General features: G+C 64.0%; 18 protein-coding genes, 3 tRNA genes and 2 pseudogenes. 9 read left to right on the top strand and 14 right to left on the bottom strand.

Translation table 11 applies throughout. From position 1 onward, the window contains the following. The first annotated feature begins 31 nt into the window (after positions 1 to 31). From ACOOFO_RS08165 to dinB, 4 genes are all read left to right on the top strand, one after another. On the top strand, positions 32 to 784 hold the full coding sequence (locus ACOOFO_RS08165; protein WP_420426297.1) for a metallophosphoesterase: 753 nt from the start codon (positions 32 to 34) through the stop codon (positions 782 to 784). Positions 785 to 1,081: 297 nt separating this feature from the next. Then, entirely contained in the window at positions 1,082 to 2,413 is a 1,332-nt protein-coding gene (locus ACOOFO_RS08160; protein ID WP_420426296.1) for a UDP-glucose dehydrogenase family protein, read from the top strand. Between the two features lie 7 nt (positions 2,414 to 2,420). Next, positions 2,421 to 3,422, top strand: coding sequence for an NAD-dependent epimerase/dehydratase family protein (locus ACOOFO_RS08155; RefSeq protein WP_420426295.1), 1,002 nt, complete (start codon positions 2,421 to 2,423; stop codon positions 3,420 to 3,422). Positions 3,423 to 4,102: 680 nt separating this feature from the next. Further along, positions 4,103 to 5,212 carry a DNA polymerase IV gene (gene dinB / locus ACOOFO_RS08150; RefSeq protein ID WP_420426294.1) on the top strand — a complete coding sequence of 370 codons (1,110 nt, stop codon included), beginning with the start codon at positions 4,103 to 4,105 and terminating at the stop codon, positions 5,210 to 5,212. Here the strand turns inward: dinB and ACOOFO_RS08145 are convergent. The 4 genes from ACOOFO_RS08145 to ACOOFO_RS08130 all read right to left on the bottom strand — a co-directional run bounded on the left by ACOOFO_RS08145 (position 5,209) and on the right by ACOOFO_RS08130 (position 8,233). After that, positions 5,209 to 7,161 (bottom strand): aconitate hydratase, encoded by a 1,953-nt coding sequence (locus tag ACOOFO_RS08145; protein ID WP_420426293.1) that lies wholly within the window; start codon positions 7,159 to 7,161, stop codon positions 5,209 to 5,211. The genes dinB and ACOOFO_RS08145 overlap by 4 nt on opposite strands. Before the next feature lie 543 nt (positions 7,162 to 7,704). After that, a tRNA-Glu gene (locus ACOOFO_RS08140) sits at positions 7,705 to 7,780 on the bottom strand. 5 nt (positions 7,781 to 7,785) lie between these two features. Further along, positions 7,786 to 7,861, bottom strand: a tRNA-Ala gene (locus tag ACOOFO_RS08135). Between the two features lie 84 nt (positions 7,862 to 7,945). After that, the gene (locus ACOOFO_RS08130; protein ID WP_420426292.1) at positions 7,946 to 8,233 is read right to left on the bottom strand and encodes a hypothetical protein; all 288 of its coding nucleotides are present in this window, start codon (positions 8,231 to 8,233) and stop codon (positions 7,946 to 7,948) included. 94 nt (positions 8,234 to 8,327) lie between these two features. Between ACOOFO_RS08130 and ACOOFO_RS08125 the strand changes: the two genes are divergently transcribed. Next, a complete protein-coding gene (locus ACOOFO_RS08125) occupies positions 8,328 to 9,329 on the top strand; it encodes a YheT family hydrolase (protein WP_420426291.1) in 1,002 nt (333 codons plus the stop codon). On the opposite strand, the gene queA is transcribed toward ACOOFO_RS08125, so the two are convergent. Further along, positions 9,302 to 10,351: a tRNA preQ1(34) S-adenosylmethionine ribosyltransferase-isomerase QueA gene (gene queA / locus ACOOFO_RS08120; RefSeq protein ID WP_420426290.1), complete on the bottom strand. Its 1,050-nt coding sequence runs from the start codon at positions 10,349 to 10,351 to the stop codon at positions 9,302 to 9,304. The genes ACOOFO_RS08125 and queA overlap by 28 nt on opposite strands. A gap of 55 nt (positions 10,352 to 10,406) precedes the next feature. Between queA and ACOOFO_RS08115 the strand changes: the two genes are divergently transcribed. Next, positions 10,407 to 10,491, top strand: a tRNA-Leu gene (locus tag ACOOFO_RS08115). Positions 10,492 to 10,578: 87 nt separating this feature from the next. Here ACOOFO_RS08115 and ACOOFO_RS08110 read toward each other — a convergent pair. The 8 genes and pseudogenes from ACOOFO_RS08110 to ACOOFO_RS08075 all read right to left on the bottom strand — a co-directional run. Continuing rightward, a pseudogene (locus ACOOFO_RS08110) lies at positions 10,579 to 10,720 on the bottom strand (aminotransferase); the annotation flags it as partial. 49 nt (positions 10,721 to 10,769) lie between these two features. Then, positions 10,770 to 11,123 carry a DUF5615 family PIN-like protein gene (locus ACOOFO_RS08105; RefSeq protein WP_420426289.1) on the bottom strand — a complete coding sequence of 118 codons (354 nt, stop codon included), beginning with the start codon at positions 11,121 to 11,123 and terminating at the stop codon, positions 10,770 to 10,772. Beyond that, positions 11,120 to 11,353 (bottom strand): DUF433 domain-containing protein, encoded by a 234-nt coding sequence (locus tag ACOOFO_RS08100; protein WP_420426288.1) that lies wholly within the window; start codon positions 11,351 to 11,353, stop codon positions 11,120 to 11,122. Before ACOOFO_RS08100 ends, ACOOFO_RS08105 begins: the two co-directional genes overlap by 4 nt. A 79-nt stretch (positions 11,354 to 11,432) precedes the next feature. Then, positions 11,433 to 11,688, bottom strand: a pseudogene (locus ACOOFO_RS08095) (DegT/DnrJ/EryC1/StrS family aminotransferase); the annotation flags it as partial. Further along, a complete protein-coding gene (locus ACOOFO_RS08090; protein ID WP_420426287.1) occupies positions 11,685 to 12,140 on the bottom strand; it encodes a PIN domain-containing protein in 456 nt (151 codons plus the stop codon). The gene ACOOFO_RS08090 and the pseudogene ACOOFO_RS08095, both read right to left, overlap by 4 nt. Next, positions 12,130 to 12,369 (bottom strand): type II toxin-antitoxin system Phd/YefM family antitoxin, encoded by a 240-nt coding sequence (locus ACOOFO_RS08085; protein WP_420426286.1) that lies wholly within the window; start codon positions 12,367 to 12,369, stop codon positions 12,130 to 12,132. The genes ACOOFO_RS08090 and ACOOFO_RS08085 overlap by 11 nt, the downstream gene beginning before the upstream one ends. Positions 12,370 to 12,384: 15 nt before the next feature. Beyond that, positions 12,385 to 12,849 carry a PIN domain-containing protein gene (locus tag ACOOFO_RS08080; protein WP_420426285.1) on the bottom strand — a complete coding sequence of 155 codons (465 nt, stop codon included), beginning with the start codon at positions 12,847 to 12,849 and terminating at the stop codon, positions 12,385 to 12,387. Beyond that, positions 12,839 to 13,126 (bottom strand): DUF6364 family protein, encoded by a 288-nt coding sequence (locus ACOOFO_RS08075; protein WP_420426284.1) that lies wholly within the window; start codon positions 13,124 to 13,126, stop codon positions 12,839 to 12,841. The genes ACOOFO_RS08080 and ACOOFO_RS08075 overlap by 11 nt, the downstream gene beginning before the upstream one ends. Positions 13,127 to 13,436: 310 nt before the next feature. Here ACOOFO_RS08075 and ACOOFO_RS08070 point away from each other — a divergent pair, with 310 nt between their 5' ends. The 3 genes from ACOOFO_RS08070 to ACOOFO_RS08060 all read left to right on the top strand — a co-directional run bounded on the left by ACOOFO_RS08070 (position 13,437) and on the right by ACOOFO_RS08060 (position 17,765). Further along, on the top strand, positions 13,437 to 14,801 hold the full coding sequence (locus tag ACOOFO_RS08070) for a phosphomannomutase (RefSeq protein WP_420426283.1): 1,365 nt from the start codon (positions 13,437 to 13,439) through the stop codon (positions 14,799 to 14,801). Between the two features lie 135 nt (positions 14,802 to 14,936). Further along, on the top strand, positions 14,937 to 16,364 hold the full coding sequence (locus ACOOFO_RS08065) for a mannose-1-phosphate guanylyltransferase/mannose-6-phosphate isomerase (protein ID WP_420426282.1): 1,428 nt from the start codon (positions 14,937 to 14,939) through the stop codon (positions 16,362 to 16,364). Positions 16,365 to 16,481: 117 nt separating this feature from the next. Then, a complete protein-coding gene (locus tag ACOOFO_RS08060; RefSeq protein WP_420426281.1) occupies positions 16,482 to 17,765 on the top strand; it encodes a WcaI family glycosyltransferase in 1,284 nt (427 codons plus the stop codon). Between the two features lie 35 nt (positions 17,766 to 17,800). Here ACOOFO_RS08060 and ACOOFO_RS08055 read toward each other — a convergent pair whose 3' ends face one another. Beyond that, a complete protein-coding gene (locus ACOOFO_RS08055; RefSeq protein WP_420426280.1) occupies positions 17,801 to 18,286 on the bottom strand; it encodes an NUDIX domain-containing protein in 486 nt (161 codons plus the stop codon). Between the last annotated feature and the right edge of the window lie 41 nt (positions 18,287 to 18,327).

Genomic DNA, 18,327 nt, shown 5'->3' with positions numbered 1-18,327 from the left:
ATCGCCCCTTTTATCAGCGACACCGTCCGCCATGCGCATCCGGTACGCCTCCGATCTGCACGTTGAGTTATCCGGGCACCTTCCCCGCCAGATTCCGGAAATCGGCGAGGATCTGGTGGTACTCGCCGGAGACATTGGCGAAGGCACCAACGGCATCACCTGGGCCGCGGAGACCTTTGCCGGACGGCCCGTGTTGTACGTCTTGGGCAACCATGAGCTGTATGGCCACGATTTCCATCGGCTCGTCGAGCAGGCCCGGGATGCTGCGGCGGCCACCGACAACGTCCAGCTGCTGGAAAACGACGTGGCCTGGTTCGGCGACCTGCGCGTGCTCGGCTGCACGCTCTGGACGGATTTCGACGCCCATGGCGCGCGTACGCGTGCGATGGACGAGGCGCGGCACGCCATGCACGACTACCGGGTGATCCGCGTGGGGGATCGCCCGCTCGAGCCCGGCGATGTACTGGATCGCTGCCGGAAAAGCCGGGCCTGGCTTGAGGACCAGTTGCGCGCATCGGATGCGCCCACGCTGGTGGTCACGCACATGGCCCCGAGCGCTCGCGATGAATTGGTGAATCCCTTTTTCGGGTCCCAGGACCCTCTGACGCCGGCTTTCGCCAACGCCTTTGATCATCTCATCGCATCGCCCGTCGTTGCCTGGATCTTCGGCCACCATCACTATTCCCTCAACACCACCATTGACGGGGTGCGGATCGTCAGCAATCAGCGCGGCTACCCTGGGGAAGGCTGCGACTTCGCCTGGGACCGTGTGTTGGAACTGTGACCACCACGGCCTAGTCACTCGTTTTCGCTGTCGAGACGCAGGGTGCGTTCCCCCAACTCGCTGCGCGCCTGCTGGCTGCCTCGTTCTCCAGCTGGGAGCCTTCGAGCCGGCGGCGCCACTGGGAGGCGCCATTTCGGGGCCAGGTACTGTTCCGGCCGCCCACCTGCGCCTCGGTACGCCGGTACCGCCGCACGCGACGCCGCGATGCTTTCGGCCGTGCGGCGAAGCCCTTATGCTGTCGCGCCGCATCCGTCCAATCATTACGGCCGCGTTCGGCCTTGCTCAGGGAGTGCAAGCGTGAAAATCACCGTTTTCGGGTCCGGCTATGTCGGTCTGGTCACCGCGGCCTGTCTTGCCGATGCCGGCAACCATGTCGTGTGTGTCGACATCGATGCGGCCAAGATCGACCGGTTGCGCAAGGGCGAAGTGCCCTTCTACGAGCCGGGCCTCGAGGCCATCGTCAAGCGCAATCACGAGGGCGGCCGGCTGATCTTCACTACCGATGCCGTGGAGGGCGTGCAGCACGGGCTCTTCCAGTTCATCGCCGTGGGTACGCCTCCGGACGAGGACGGCTCAGCCGACCTGCAGTACGTGCTGGCCGTGGCCCGCACCATCGGCGAGCACATGGCCGACTACCGCATCGTAGTGACCAAATCCACGGTTCCGGTGGGCACCTCGGACAAGGTGCGCGAGGCCGTCGCTCAGGCGCAGAAGGCACGCGGTTCGACGGTGGAATACGACGTCGTCTCGAACCCTGAATTCCTCAAGGAAGGCGCGGCGGTCAGCGATTTCACCAAGCCCGACCGCGTCATCGTCGGTACCGACAATCCGCGCACCGCAGAGCTGATGAAGGCGCTCTACGCCCCCTTCAATCGCAGCCACGACCGCATGGTGGTCATGGATGTGCGCTCCGCCGAGCTGACCAAGTACGCCGCCAATGCCATGCTCGCCACCAAGATCAGCTTCATGAATGAGCTGGCCAATCTGGCGGAACGCCTGGGTGCCAATATCGAAGACGTGCGCGTCGGCATCGGCTCGGATCCGCGCATCGGCTATCACTTCATCTATCCCGGCTGCGGCTATGGCGGCTCCTGCTTCCCCAAGGACGTCAAGGCACTGATCCGCACGGCCTTCGAACAGGATTTCGATGCCGAGCTGCTGAAATCGGTGGAGAACGTCAACGAGCGGCAGAAGTCCCTGCTGTTCAACAAGATCCGCCGCCACTTCGATGGCGATCTCAAGGGCCGCACCTTTGCCGTGTGGGGGCTGTCCTTCAAGCCGCGCACCGACGACATGCGCGAAGCCTCCAGCCGCGTATTGATCGAGGCTCTGTGGAATGCCGGCGCCAGGGTACGTGCCCACGACCCGGTGGCCATGGAAGAAGCCCATCGCATCTGGGGCGATCGCGACGATCTCGCGTTGGTCGACAGCCCCGAGGCCGCCGTGGAAGGCGCCGATGCCCTGGTCCTGGTCACGGAGTGGAAGGTCTTCCAGAGCCCGGATTTCTTCGAGCTGGCGCGCGTGCTCGCGGAGCGCGTGGTCTTCGACGGCCGCAATATCTATGACCCGAATCTGGTCAATACGGCCGGGCTGAGCTACTACGGCATCGGCCGCAACGCCATCCTCTGAGGCCATCGTGGCGCGGATCCTGCTTACCGGCGCTGCCGGCTTCATCGGCTTCCACACCGCGCGTGCACTCTGCACCCGCGGCGACGAATTGGTCGGCTTCGACAACTGCAATCACTACTACGACCCCGCGCTGAAGGAGGCGCGTCTGGCCGAGCTGGCAACGCTGCCGAACTTCCGTTTCCACCGTGCCGCGCTGGAAGACCGCGCCGCCCTTGACGCCGCCATGGCCGATGCCCAGCCCCACGTGGTGATCCACCTCGCGGCACAGGCCGGTGTGCGCTACTCCATTGACCACCCGAAGGCCTATCTCGACAGCAATCTCGCCGGCTTTCACAACGTGCTCGAGTGCTGCCGCCACCACGACGGTCTCCAGCATCTGGTGTTCGCGTCGTCCAGCTCGGTCTACGGGGCCAACACCACGGTGCCCTTTTCGACCACGGACCGCACCGACTATCCGATCAGCCTGTACGCGGCCACCAAGAAAGCCAACGAAGTCACCGCCCACGCCTACAGCCACCTCTACGGCATACCGGTGACGGGGCTGCGCTTCTTCACCGTCTACGGCCCGTGGGGCCGCCCCGACATGGCCTATTTCAGCTTCACCAAGGCCATCCTCGAAGGCCAGCCTATCCAGATTTTCAATCATGGCCAGCTGGAACGCGACTTCACCTATATCGACGACATCGTCGAGGGCGTTGTGCGGCTCGCCGACCGGCCACCCACGACTGCCGTGGGCGCACAGGGTGATTACCGCAGCGATGCACGCTTTGCCCTGCACAACATCGGCAACCACCAGCCGGTGGCACTGGGGGATTTCATCGCCACCCTGGAAGATCTGTGCGGCCTCGAGGCGGTCAAGGAGTATCTGCCCATGCAGCCGGGGGATGTCCACGCCACCTACGCGGATGTGGAGAGTCTGAAGCAGGCAGTAGGCTTTGAGCCCAAGACCCCGTTGCGTGCGGGTCTGGAGCGATTCGTAAGCTGGTATCGCTCTTACTACGGCGCGTAGCAACGCGCACGCTGTGCGCGCCCCCTCACCCCTAGCCCCTCTCCCCGCCGGGGAGAGGGGAATCATTGAATCAAAGCGGAGCGCTGATGGTTGCCAGCAACACCCGCCTCTACGTTCCCCTCGCCCCTTTGGGGAGAGGGGTCAGGGGTGAGGGGGCCCCGCGAGGGTGCCTCTCACAGCGCCCAGGACTTCGATCTTCCCTGACTGCGACATCATCGCGCGCACCGCCGCGCGCCCTTCACACCTAGCCCCTCTCCCCGCTGGGGAGAGGGGCATGAGTAATGCCATCTCGTAACGCTGAAGGTGGCCCTCTACGCCGGCCTAAGCGCTCCCCTCGTCCCTCTTGGGGAGAGGAGAATGGTTGATACCACCTCACAGCGCAGATGGTTACTACACACGCCCCGCATATAGATTCCCCTCGCCCCTTTGGAGAGAGGGGCTAGGGGTGAGGGGCTGCGACGGTGGCCCAATTGATGGAGTCCATGCTGCCGATAGAGTCAGGGGTGAAGGGCTATAATGGCCACGCATGCGCCAAGAACTTGCTGCTACCTTTTCGACATGCATCCCTCCCCCTGCCTGCACCAACCGCAGCCCGCCCTCGACGGCCCGTCTTCCTCCCATTACAAGGCTGATGAGACCACTCACGCTCTCCTCACCGCACTGGGAGAAAAGGACGCGGGATGAGCGATAGCACCGTGCCGGGAGCGCACAGCGGGCGCCGCATCGTGCACATCGACATGGATGCCTTCTACGCGTCGGTCGAGCAGCGCGATAACCCGCAACTGCGCGGACGGCCGGTGGTGGTGGGCGGGCGCGGTGCGCGCTCGGTGGTCGCAGCGGCGTCCTATGAGGCGCGCCAGTTCGGCGTGCGCTCCGCTATGCCCTCAACGCGGGCCGAGCGGCTGTGCCCGGATGCCGTGTTCGTCGCCCCGGATTTCGCGCGCTATCGCGCCGTGTCGCAACAGGTGCGCGCTATCTTCGCGCGCTATACGCCGATCATCGAGCCCTTGTCGCTGGACGAGGCCTATCTCGATGTGACCACCCACCGCGGCGGCCTGGAGACGGCCACCGAAGTCGCCGAAGCCATTCGATCGGCAATCCGCAACGAATTGCATCTCACGGCATCCGCCGGGGTTGCCACCAACAAGCTGCTCGCCAAGCTGGCCTCCGATGCCAACAAACCGGATGGCATCTGCGTGGTGCGGCCGCAGGCGGTGGACCGATTTCTCCTTCCCCTGCCCCTGCGCTATCTGCCCGGCGTGGGGCCAAAAACCCAGCAACGCCTGGACGCGCTGGGGCTTCAGACCGTGGCCGATGTGCGCGCCCACAGCGAGGCGCAGCTCATCGAGTGGCTGGGCCGCACCGGCGAGCGCCTGTTCCAGCAGGCACACGGCATCGATGAACGGCCGGTGCAGGCCGAGCGCGTGCGCAAATCTGTGTCCGCCGAGGACACCTTGGCCGACGACCTCCCACTGGAGGCGCTCGCGCCGCACATCAATGCCATGGCCGAGAAGACCTGGCGGGCCGCCCAGCGTGGCGGCTACAACGGGCGCACGGTGATCCTGAAGCTCAAGACCGCTGATTTCCGCATCCTGTCACGCCACGCCAGCCTCGGCACGCCTCCTGACAGCGCGCGGGCGCTGGCGGATTGCGCCACTGCACTACTGGACCGGGTCGGCATGCCGGCGGCCACGCGTTTTCGGCTGGTGGGCGTTGGAATGACCAATCTGCAGACCACCGCCGCGTCGGACGCAGAGGCCGAGGTGGAGCAGCACCGCCTTTTCGACTAGGCGCTTGCTGCCTGCTGGCGTTGGCGCATCCAGTTGATCAGGCCGCCGCGTCTGAGCAACTCGACCTGCCGGTCGGAAAGCCCGTGCTTGAGCGTGATGGGCTGACCGTCGAGTTCTGCCTTGACGGTATCCCCGGCCGACAGCGCGTCGCGCAGGTGCTGCAGGGAGAGCGTACTGCCGTGCTGGACGGCGCGCGCATCGGTGCGCTCGGCAAAGGTCAGGGGCAGCACGCCAAAATTGATCAGATTCTGCCAATGGATGCGCGCAAAGCTCTCCGCGACCACCACGCGCAGACCGAGATAGCGCGGCGCCAGCGCCGCATGCTCGCGCGAACTGCCCTGGCCGTAATTGCCGCCGCCGACGATGGCGTGGTCCCCGGCTTCCTGCGCACGGCTGGGATAGTTCGGGTCGACCCGGTCGTAGACGAAGGCGCTGATGGCCGGGATATTCGAGCGGAAAGGCAGCACCTCGGCACCCGCGCGCATGATCTCGTCGGTGGAGATGTCGTCGCCTACGCGCAGCAGAATCGGCAGATCCAGCCGGTCGGGCAGCCCCTCGATCTCTGGCAAGGAGGCGATATTGGGCCCCTTCACCAGCTCCACCTGCCGCGCCACCGCTTCGGGCAGCGGCGCCTGCAGCATGCCGTCGTTGACGACCGGATCATCCGGGTCCGCAATGCGCGGATAGCCCATGTCCAGCGTGCGCGGATCGGTGATGACCCCGTGCAGCGCACTCGCAACCGCGGTTTCCGGGCTGCACAGGAAGACTGCATCCTCCGGCGTGCCTGAGCGCCCCGGAAAATTGCGCGGCGTCGTGCGCAGGCTGTTGCGGTCGCTGGCGGGCGCCTGACCCATGCCGATGCAGCCGTTGCAGCCGGCCTGATGCAGGCGTGCGCCGGCATGAAGCAGTGGGCCGAGCAGGCCGTCCCGCGTCAGGGTTTCGAGCATCGCGCGCGAACTGGGATTGACGTCAAAGGACACTCCCGGCGCCACCGCGTAGCCTTCGACCATGCGCGCGGCCACGGCAAAATCCCGGTAGCCAGGATTGGCAGACGAACCGATATAGGCCTGATAGATCGGCTCGCCGGCCGCCTCGCGAACTGGCACCACATTGCCCGGCGAGGAGGGGCGCGCAATCAGCGGCTCCAACTCAGACAGGTCGATGGTCTCTGCCACGTCATAGACGCAGCCCGCATCCGCCACGAGGGGTGCATAGGCCTGGGCGCGCCCCTGGCGCGTCAGGTAGCGCTGCACCTCCTCGTCCGCCGGAAACACCGTGGTCGTTGCTCCCAGCTCAGCCCCCATATTGGCAATGACATGCCGATCCATCGCCGACAGGTGCGCGAGCCCCGGACCGTAGTACTCGATGATGCGTCCGTTGCCGCCATCGACGCCGTGCCGACGCAGCATCTCCAGGATGACGTCCTTGGCCGACACCCAGTCCGGCAATTGCCCGGTGAGCTCGACGCCCCAGATTTTGGGCATCTTGGTGTAAAAAGGCTCTCCCGCCATGGCGAGGGCCACTTCCAGGCCGCCGGCGCCAATCGCCAGCATGCCGAGGGAGCCTGCCGCCGGCGTGTGGCTGTCGGCCCCTAGCATGGTCTTGCCGGGTGCGCCGAAGCGTTCCTGGTGCACCGCGTGGGAAATGCCATTGCCGGGGCGCGAGAACCAGATTCCGAAGCGCTGGCAAGCGCTCTGCAGGAACACGTGGTCGTCGGCGTTCTTGAAATCTTCCTGGATGAGGTTGTGATCGACGTACTGCGCGGACAGCTCCGTCTTCACCCGGTCCAGTCCCATCGCTTCCAGTTCCAGCATCACCATCGTGCCGGTGGCGTCCTGGGTCAGCGTCTGGTCGATGCGAAGCCCGATCTCCGCGCCAGGCTCCAGACTGCCGCTCACCAGATGGGAAGCGATCAGCTTCTGCGCAACGTTCTGGGCTGCTTCTGACATGAATGCGCCCCGTGCGAGTGAAGGCCCATGCTAACGCGGTGGGGCAGTACGCATGCGGATCCAGCTCGCTGCGCTCCCGCCCCCTCATCCCCAGCCCTTCTCCCCGCTGGGGAGAAGGGAGTACAGCGGCGCGGCGCTAAGATGAGCCCCTCGCCCCTTTTGGGGAGAGGGGTTGGGGTGAGGGGCAGACGTGCAGGGATTGCGGAACGCACATGGTTCGCTGCGCTCACCGCCCCCTCATCCCCGGCCCCTCTCCCGCTGGGGAGAAGGGAGTAAAGCGGCGCTGCATCAACGTGAGCCCCTCGCCCCTCCGGGGAGAGGGGTTGGGGTGAGGGGCAGACGTGTTGGAATTGCGGAACGCGCATGGTTCGCTACGCTCACCGCCCCCTCATCCCCGGCCCTTCTCCCCGCTGGGGAGAAGGGAGTACACCGGCGCTGTGCCAGAGTGAGCCCCTCGCCCCTCTGGGGTGAGGGGGTGGGGTGAGGGGCGCCAGAAACAACAAAGCCCGCATCAATGATGCGGGCTTCGCGGTGTCCATCTTGTGGCGTCCCCAAGGGGATTCGAACCCCTGTTACCGCCGTGAAAGGGCGGTGTCCTAGGCCTCTAGACGATGGGGACGGACTTGGTGGAGCCAGGCGGGATCGAACCGCCGACCTCCTGCATGCCATGCAGGCGCTCTCCCAGCTGAGCTATGGCCCCCTTAACGGGAGCGAGATTGTAGCGGCACGATCCCGGCAACACAATCGTTCCGGCCGATTTTTTTGACCGAAAAGTGACGGCACCCTACAAACCGAGTTTCTGCTTGAAGCGATCCACCGCATCGCGGGCGGAATCCCCGAGCTGCTCGACGCGATCTCGTAGCTCGTGCAAACGCTCTTCGGCGGCTTCCTGGATCTCGCCCAGGCGGTCGCGCATTTCATCGGCGCTCTCGCGTGCCCGCTTGAGCTGAGCTTCCGCCGATGCCCGTACGTCCTCCGAGGCGTGCTGGGCGCGCTTCTCGAGCTTTTCAATGTCCTGCTGGATGAGCTCCAGGCGCTGGCGTGCCTGCCGCATCAGTTCTTCGCGATTCATGGTCGTCTCCCTCGTTGGATGGTGAAACATCAAGCTATCGCTGTGCTTGCCACCCCAGTATCCTCCATGGTCCGGCCGAAGACCAACCCGAGTCATGACCACGCCCTTTCGACCGCACCCCTGGATGCAGGGGCCGCACGCGCAGACCGCCCTACCCGCGCTGTTCCGGCCGACGCCCTTCGTCGATTGGCGCTTGGACCATCTTGAGACAGACGACGGCGACGTCATTACCATCGGCCACCACGGGCCCGACGACGGCCCCGTACTGGCCTTGCTGCACGGCCTGGGCGGTTGTCTGGAATCGACCTACCTGTGCGCCACGGCGCGGCGCATGGCGGCCCGTGGCTGGCATTGCATCGGCATTCAGCAACGCGGCGCCGGCCGCATGCCGAATCGCCTCGCGCGGAGCTATAACCACGGCGCCAGTGACGATATCGCCTGGATTCTGCAGCAGCTGGCGACGCGCCACCCCAATGTCACCCGTGCCGCCGTTGGCTGGTCACTCGGGGGCAATGTCCTGCTCAAGACCCTCGGAGAGCTGGGCGCACGCGCGCCGGTGGACGCGGCTGTTGCGGTCTCCGTGCCGTTCCGGCTCGCGCCCTGTGTCGAGCACCTGCAGATGGGGCCGGCGCGGGTCTACCAGGCCTATCTGCTGAAAAACCTCAAGGCTGCCGTGCGCCGCAAGCATGGACCGGTTGCCCTCCCCAAGGGCGCTGATCTCGACAAGGCGCTGGCCGCCAAATGCTTCCGCGACTTCGATAACGCCTACACCGCGCCCTGCAATGACTATGCAGACGCCGATGACTACTACGCCCGCGCCAGCTGCGGCCAGTATCTGTCCGGCGTGACCATCCCCACCCGCATCATCCACGCTCTCGATGACCCGATGATGGTGCCGAGTATCGTGCCGGAGCCGGATACGCTACCCGCCAACATCGAGCTGGATCTGCACGAGCGTGGCGGGCACGTTGGCTTCGTCAGCCGGGGCGACAGCGGCCTGCCGCAGATGTGGTTGGAGCACATCATTGGACACTGGCTGGAAGCCCGTCTGGGGGCGCCTGCGTCGGCTCAATCGGCCGAGCTGGAGTCCGCGTAGCGCTGCGGAATCCACATCGCATCGCCATAGCTGAAGAAGCGGTAGCGCTGTTCGACCGCATGGCGGTATGCCGCCAGCATGCGCTCGCGGCCGGCGAAGGCGCTGACCAGCATCAGAAGCGTAGATTCCGGCAGATGGAAATTGGTGAGCAGCGCATCCACCACCTGAAAACGAAAGCCGGGGGTGATGAACAAGCGCGTCTCCCCTGCCGTTGGCCGCAGCGCGCCGGCATCCACCACGGCGCCTTCCAGTGCGCGCACCACGGTGGTGCCCACCGCCACCACCCTGCCTCCACGTGCACGGGTGGCTTCCACCTCCGCCACCAGCTGATCCGACACGGCATAGCGCTCGGCGTGCATGTGGTGGGCCGTGGGATCGTCAACACGCATCGGCGCGAAAGTGCCGGCGCCGACGTGCAGGGTCAGCGTCGTCCAGCGGATGCCGTGGGCCTTCAGCTTGGCCATCATCGCCTCGTCGAAGTGGAGGCTGGCTGTCGGTGCCGCCACGGCACCGGCCTTGTCGGCAAAGATCGACTGGTAGCGCGCCACATCCTCGGCCTCATCCGGCCGCGTGATATAGGGCGGCAGCGGCACATGCCCCGCCTGCTCGAAGACCGGCAGCGCGTCCTGATCGAAGGCCACGGTGAAAAAGCCTTCCTCGTCGCGACCTTCGACCGTTGCCACCGCCTCCGCGCCTTCCACGGTCAGGCGGGTCCCCGGCCGGATGGGCTTGGACGCGCGCATCTGTGCCTGCACGCGCTGCGGATCGGCGAGCACACGCTCCAGGAAAATCTCCACCCTTCCGCCGGTAGCCTTGTGCGCGTACAGCCGCGCCGGAATGACGCGGGTGTCGTTGAACACCAGAAGATCTTCCGGCGAGAGCATCTCCGGCCAGTCCAGCACGCCGGCATCGCGTGGCCCATCTGGCTCCACGCAAAGCATGCGCGCGCTGGAACGCGGCTCGACGGCGCGCTGCGCGATCAGATCTTCGGGGAGGTCGTAATGGAAGTCAGCGCGTTTCATGATGCGCGCATTGTAGGCGGGCCGGGCCTCCGTTATAGTCCGCTCCCGCGACAAAGCCGGAGTGGCGGAATTGGTAGACGCGCCGCACTCAAAATGCGGTTGGGCAACCAGTGTGGGTTCGAGTCCCACCTCCGGCACCAGCGCGGCCTTATCGGCCTTGCTGTGCGAATAGGGGGTTATTGCCCCCGAACGGGGTCGTACGGGTGCGCCTGGGCGCAATCGTCGATGACCGCGCATCGAATAACCACAAAGACGGCGACCTCACCTTCAAACTCCCGTCCCTGCTGCCCCGTCCAGCGATTTACACGGTTGGACAGCAGCACGCCGGAGACGAAGACGACCTCTTCACTCCGTGAACGACCGCCATGGGGGAACTTCACGTCATTCGCCATCAGAGTTCTGAGCCTCAGGGACTGAATCAGCCGTGGACAATCAAATGGTGTTGGCTCAGTTCGACAAATGGCGAATCTTCAAGGGCCTGGAGAACACGGTGCAAATGAGTCTTCCACAGCGCCAGGAGATCGCGATTCGAAACGTTGCCTGTTGATATCAGGAGGAGCTGTGCAGGCGTGTTACTGAGTTCGTGGCTATTGACGAAATCCGCATCCTTGGTGACGACGATCCGTGCCTGCGCATCGGCGACCGCGCAAATCTCTTCATCGGTGGTTTGATTGGCTTCCGGCAGATCCAAAGTGTGCAGAGCGTCATAGCCTTGCTCGCATAACCACAGCGCGAGCGAGCGCGGCAACTGCGCGTCAACCAGAAACTTCACGCTGCCAATGTTTCATGCCGCTTCAGGCGCGACAACTTGGCCGCATACGCCAAAACAGCGCGGATATCCTCGATCTCAAGATCCGGATAGTCTTCGACAATCTCTTCGGGTGACATGCCGGAGCTCAGCCATTCGAGGACATTCTCCACCGGATACCGCAATCCGCGAATGACCGGTTTGCCGTGGCAAATCGATGGATCAATGGTGATACGCGTCAGCGGATCGTTCATGACAGAACTCCGGATCAGATCGGGCGAATGAACCAATGAATTCGAATCTTATTGTACGCCAGCCATCGGTCTGACGCGGTGCGGACACCGACGCTAGAAAGGTGCGCCGCGTCACCGCCATTTCATCGCCTAGCCCCGCCGCCAGCGCCTTCAATGCCACATCCAGCGCCACCGTGTCGTTGGCCAAGGCCACCGCAAAGCTGGCAAAGGCACACTCGAATTCGTCCCTGCTGCCCCGTCGAGTGATTTACACGGTTGGACAGCAGCACGCTGGAGGTGGTGCCGGCCGCTTTTCGCGTAAACAAAGGCCACGGCGAAGATCCCCGCTGGCTCATTCCAGAATCTCCCGCGACAAAGGCGGCCAGGGGCGCTCAAAAGGGCTGACCACACTCACGCCGTGCCATACAAAGCCGGCCTGCATGTCCTCGGTCAACAGATAACGGCAACCAGCCTGCCCGGCAACCGACAGGATCAGCGCATCCCAGGTCTGCAGGCCGTGCGAAACAGCGCAGTCCATCGCCGCCGAGAAAGCCGCGGCCGTCGAGTCCGCAACCGGATAAGCGTCCGACCAGCTCATTACTGCTGCCCGTGCATCGGCGGCCTTCGAGCCCAGCTTGCCATCCAGCACCCGATAGAGTTCTCCCAGTACCTGGGCCGGCAACACGACTTCGAACCCGTCGAGCGCAGGAATCAATCGGCGAGCCGCCTCGCAACGCTGGCTGTCGCCAGCACCCTCCGCATAAGCCAGCACATTGGTGTCCAGCGCGACGCGTAGCTCAGTCGTCATACAGCGCGTCGCGCGTCCAATCGCGTGCGCCTGCCGCTGTTTGCCCCTGCAACCGCTGCAGCAACGCACGGCGCGCCTGCTCACGTCCGGCCGAACGGCCCTCGCGACCAGGCTCCATGACCGCTACGGGTCGGCCACACGAGATGATCGTCACCGAATTCCCTTCCTGCACGGCACGTAGCAAAGCTGAGAAACGGCGATTGGCTGCTGAAACACTGATGATCTTCATGACCAAGCAGTAGTGTTAACCACTACATGCTGCAAGGGGGCGTAGTGTCATTCCATCTAAATCATGAAACGGGTTCTGCACGCGCACGGTCCCGTAGTACTGGCCGTGATTGAGATCTTCGGAATACAGCAATTCGGCACCTGCGACATACGCCGCCTGCACCACCAACGCGTCCCAGAGTGAGAGCGGATGGCGCGCTTGCAAGTCGATGGCCTCAAGAATGGCGTCCGCGTCATTCACGATCACCTGCCAGTACATGTAATCCGCAATCCAGGCCTTTGCCTCGGCAACCGTTGGTGGATTCGCGCATTGGCGGGTCACATTGACAAAGAACTCGTGCAACACCTGCGTGCTAACCACGCCCTCACCGCTTTGCCACAGGCCAGCGACCAATGTCGCCGCGCGCGCATGCTTCAGCCCGGCGCCAGCATCGTGGGCGTACACCAGTACATTGGCATCGACGAAAGCTCTAACGCTCATGGAGCGCGTCCCGGCTCTCCGGCTTCTCCCAACCAAGTTCTGGCGCTTGGTTCAAGCGCCGGAGCGCGCGCGTTCTCGCGGCCTCGAAATGCTCATCCCGTCGCACCAGACGCTCCAGTTCCTTTGCGACCAGACGGCTCACGGAGGATCCCCGTTTTGCCGCCCAGATCTTGGCGTCCTGCGCCAGGCGCCGATCCACGCGAATCGTGATGTTGGTTGATTCCATAGCGATGCGCTCATGTTCATCGACTTGCACAGTTTCTGTGCGCCACAGCATCTGTGCAATTTGCTCTGGCGAGGAAGCGGCACCGAAGCCGAAGCGACTGCAATGCCTGACCTGTCGATTTCCAAAACAAGGCACACACGTGATGCGCGGACGTCGCCACAAGCCTCACAACCAGCATCTATGGTTCCGCGCGAAGGGACCATCACCGACAACGGCGTAAGGGTTTACAGATGCCGTTTCCCAAAGGAGCGTAGTTGTCGCCGGCACCAATGTTGCATCTCCCCCGCTTGCCGGCGTGATCGGCAAGTAATGAACCGGTACACTGCTGCAACGCAGCATCACCGTTCCCTGAGGGGGGAAAATGACCGCGAGCAAACCCGCGAGTTGCTTCAAGGCCTACGATATCCGTGGGCGTGTGCCGGACGAGCTGAACCCCACCATCGCCTATCGACTGGGCCTGGCCTATGCGCAGCGCTTCGAGCCCGTCAGCGTGGCACTGGGTTGCGACATCCGGCATTCCAGCCGCGCGTTGCTGGAAGCGATTGCGCTGGGCTTAAACCATGGCGGCAGCCGGGTCACCGACATCGGCTACTGCGGCACGGAGGAAATCTACTTTGCCGCTCAGCAACCCGGCTGCGACGGCGGCATCATGATTACCGCCAGCCACAACCCCGCCGACTACAACGGCATGAAACTGGTCCGCGGCGACGCTATCCCCATCTCCGGGGACAGCGGCCTGCGGGAGCTGGAAGCCGCCGTCTACGCCTCCACCGCCGAACCCAGCGGCACCCCGCTGATGACGCGCGACTACCTGCGGCCGCGCTACCGGCGCTTTCTACTCGACTTCATCGCCAATCGCACCATCAAGCCACTGCGCGTGGTGGTAAATGCGGGCAACGGTACTGCGGGCCTCGTCATCGACGCCCTGGAGCCGCATCTGCCGCTGGAGTTCATCCGCATCCACTGCGACCCGGACCCGGACTTCCCCAACGGCATCCCGAACCCGCTAGAACCCAACAACCGCCAAGCCACCATCGATGCCGTCAAGAAACACGGCGCGGACTTCGGCGTGGCGTGGGACGGCGATTTCGACCGCTGCTTCCTCTTCGACGAGAACGGCCGCTTCATCGAGGGCTACTACATCGTCGGACTGCTCGCCAAGGCGCTGCTTGAGGAAGTGCCCGGCGCCACCATCATTCACGACCCGCGCCTGACCTGGAACACCATCGACGAAGTCACCGCCGCCGGCGGCCGCCCCGTGCAGTCCAAGACCGGCCACGCCTTCATCAAGGAGCGCATGCGCGCCGAAGACGCCCTCTACGGCGGCGAGATGAGCGCGCACCACTATTTCCGAGCCTTCGGTTATTGCGACAACGGCACCCTGCCCTGGCTCCTGGTCGCCGCGCTGATCTCGGAAAAGGGCAAGCCCCTGTCCGAACTGGTCGACGAGCGCATGCGCCTGTTCCCCGCCAGCGGGGAGATCAATCGCACCGTAGCCGACAGCGACGCCACCCTGGCACTACTCGAAAAGAAATACAGCGAAGGCGCCATCCACATCGACCACACCGACGGCCTCAGCGTGGAATTCGCGGAATGGCGCTTCAACGTGCGTGCCTCGAATACCGAGCCGCTGCTGCGCCTCAACGTCGAATCACGCGCCAATGAGGCCCTGATGCAAGAAAAAACCCAGGGACTCCTGGCCAAGATCGAATCCACAAGCGCCTGATCCACACAAAACCCACCAAAGCCCTGCTGTCCCCTCTCCCAAAAATGGGAAAGGGTGGCCCGGAGGGCCGGGTGAGGGCAAAGCAACTACCATCAACCCCCGTATTCAGCACCCCACGCCACAACGCACCCACCCATGCCCACTCTAGTACCCGTCCTCCTAGCCGGCGGCACCGGCACCCGCCTGTGGCCGCTGTCCCGGGAAGGCTACCCAAAGCAGTTCCACAAGCTGATCGGCGAGCACACCCTGCTGCAGGCTACCGCCCTGCGTGCCGCCATGCTCGACAACGCCGCGCCAATGGTCATCATCTGCGCGGACCGGCATCGCTTTCTGGTAGCCGAGCAACTGCGCGAAGTGGGCATCGACAACGCCGTCATCATCCTGGAGCCGGAAGGCCGCAACACCGCACCCGCTGCCATCGTTGCCGCATTATTTGCCTGCCAACAGCATGGAGAAGACGCGCAGGTTTTTCTGATGAGTGCCGACCACGCCGTGGCGGATGAAGCGGCCTTCTGCAGTGCAGCCGCCACCGCCACCCAGGTTGCCGCGAGCGGGCGCATCGTCACCTTCGGCATCAAGCCCACCCGCGCGGAAACCGGCTACGGCTACCTCAAGCGCGGCCCGGCGCTGAATGAGGGTGGATTTGCCCTGGAAGCCTTTATCGAAAAGCCGTGCCTGGAAGATGCACAACGTTATATCGCCGATGAGGCCTATGCTTGGAACGGCGGCCTGTTCCTGTTTGCTGCCCAGCATCTGCTGAACGAGGCCAAGGCACTGGAACCCGAGATGTTAAGTGCCTGTGAGGCTGCCCTGCGAGAGGCCAATCAGGATCTCGACTTCCTGCGCTTGGACGCCACCGCCTTCGCCGCCGCCCGCTCGGATTCCATCGACTACGCCATCATGGAAAAGACCCGCAGCGCCGGTCTGGTACCAATGGATGCCGGTTGGGACGACATCGGCTCGTGGAGCTTCCTGCAGAAACTGCCCGCCGATGAGCACGGCAACGTCAAACACGGCGACGTGCTGATGGAGGACAGCCGAAATACCCTTGTCCATGCCAGCAGCCGCCTCGTCGCCGCCGTAGGAATGGACGACCACCTCATCGTAGAAACCAAAGATGCCGTGCTGGTCGCCCCCACCGACCGCGCGCAAGACGTGCGGCGCATCGTCAAACAACTGCAGCTGGACAAACGTGCCGAGGCCGAGCTGCATCCCCGCGTCTTGCGCCCGTGGGGCAGCTACGAATCCATCGCCGAAGGGGAGCGCTTCCAGGTCAAGCGCATTGTGGTGAAACCGGGCGAAAAACTCAGCCTGCAGATGCATCACCACCGCGCGGAGCACTGGATCGTTGTCCGCGGCACGGCTCGCGTCACCTGCGGCGACGAAGAAAAGCTCGTCACCGAAAACCAGAGCGTCTACATCCCCCTCGGCACCAAGCACCGCCTGGACAATCCCGGGCAGCTCCCGCTAGAGCTTATCGAAGTGCAGTCCGGCTCCTATCTCGGCGAGGATGACATCGTGCGCTTCGATGACGTCTACGGACGGACCAAGCAGACGAACTAATGCACTTCAGCATCTATCCCCCTTCTCCCCAAGGGAGAAGGGCCGGGGATGAGGGGGCGCGAAGCGCCTCAAGCTTCTCCCCCAGGTGCCCAATAACAGCGACACGGACCAACCCAAGTGCCCAACACCCCCCACCTCCGCATCCTCATCGTCAGCCTGAACTTCGCCCCAGAAGAGACTGCGACGGGGATGTACACGGGTGAAATGGCGAAATGGCTCGCCAAACGCGGCCACCATGTCGATGCGATCGCCGGCCTGCCCCATTACCCGGAATGGAAAGTCCGCCCGGACTACAAAGGTAAAGGGCTCCGGAAAGAAGCGCTAGATGGCGTAACCGTATTTCGGACGCCGCACACCGTGCCCTCAGGCAGCGGGGTATCCGCAAAGCAGCGCATCCTGATGGAGCTGAGCTTCTCCTTCTGTTCGCTCTATTGGTGGGCGCGTATTCTCTTTTCCCGCAAGCGCTATGACGTGGTGATCGCCATCTGCCCGCCATTGCAGACGGCAGTGATGCCCACGCTGTACCGCTTCATTCGTCGTGCTCCCTGGGTGCTTCACGTGCAAGACTTTCAGGTAGATGCGGCCCTGCGACTCGGAATGCTGACATTGGGCAAGTTCGACCGCCTGCTCTTCGCCCTGGAAAACTTCTTCCTCCGCCGCGCGACCCGGGTCTCCTCGATCACGCCCTCCATGTGCCGGCGCGCCAACGAAAAGGGCGCGGACACGGACCGCACCTGGCTATCCCCCAACTGGGCCGATATCACCCAGATCACACCTACGGATCCTAACAACAGCTTCCGAAAGGAGCTCGGGGTTAGCCCGAACGACGTCCTCGTGATGTACGCCGGCGCCATCGCCACCAAACAGGGACTCGATGTACTGCTCGACGCGGCTCACGAGATGAAGGACGACGGCCGCTTTCATTTCGTGATCGTGGGCAACGGCTCCGATCGCGAACGCCTGGAAGCGCGAGCCACGGAACTGGGGCTCCCCCGTTTGCACTTTCTGGACCTGCAACCACGCGCCCGCCTGGGCGAGATGCTGGGGGCGGCCGATATCCATCTCGTCATCCAGAAGCGCGAAGCGGCAGACCTCGTCATGCCCTCCAAGTTGACCAACATCCTTGCGGCCGGCCGCCCCGCCATCGCGACAGCGGAGAAGGGCACGGCACTCTGGGATGCCCTCGAAGACGGCGGCTGTGGTGTCTGTACTCCACCAGGGGATAGTGAGGCCCTCGCTGACGCCGTGAGAACGCTCGGAGACGATGCCCCCGCGCGCTTGGCGAAAGGACAAAAGGCGCGGGCATATGCCGAGACCCACCTGGATCAGGACCGGATCCTTCAGACCTTCGAGCAGAAGTTGCTCGGGCTGGCAGGCAAAGCCTCGAACACGAGAACCTGAGCCGCGCGAGCCCGCCCGAGGGCTCAACCACCAGCCTAGCCATCCAGTAGCGCAGCGAAATAGGCCTGCGCATTCGGGTGCACGGACGCCCCCGCATGCTCCACTGGCCGCTCCACGATCGGCGCCCACCACGTGTTGTCGTGCGATTCCTGCCGCAGATCGACCGTCTTCGTCAGTGCGAAGCAGTAGGCAAGCACCACGTAGTGGGTAGCGACCGCCGAACCATCGAAGGCGCAGTCATAGAAATGCTCGTATACGCCCAAAAGCTGGGGCTGCGCAATGGGCATGTCGCCAACAATCTCTTCACGCCAAACCCGCTGCAGCGCCTTTGCGATCGCCTCGCCCCGACGAATCCGCCCGCCAGGCACAAACCAAGTACCCCGCGCCGGCTCATCTCTCCGTTGGCCAAGCAGCAACTTGCCCCCATTGACGATCAGTAGGTCCACCGAAACCAGCGGCAAAGAGGCGATCGCATGCCGAAAGTCCGCAGCGCTCAGAAAGCCCTCGCGAGCATCAGTCAAAGCCTTTGAGCACAACTTTTACCAAGTGGCAGCACGCTGTC

It is taken from the genome of Algiphilus sp. (genome assembly GCF_965216485.1).
In the GTDB taxonomy this organism is placed as follows: domain Bacteria; phylum Pseudomonadota; class Gammaproteobacteria; order Nevskiales; family Nevskiaceae; genus Algiphilus.
This window is presented reverse-complemented; position numbering and strand designations above follow the sequence as displayed.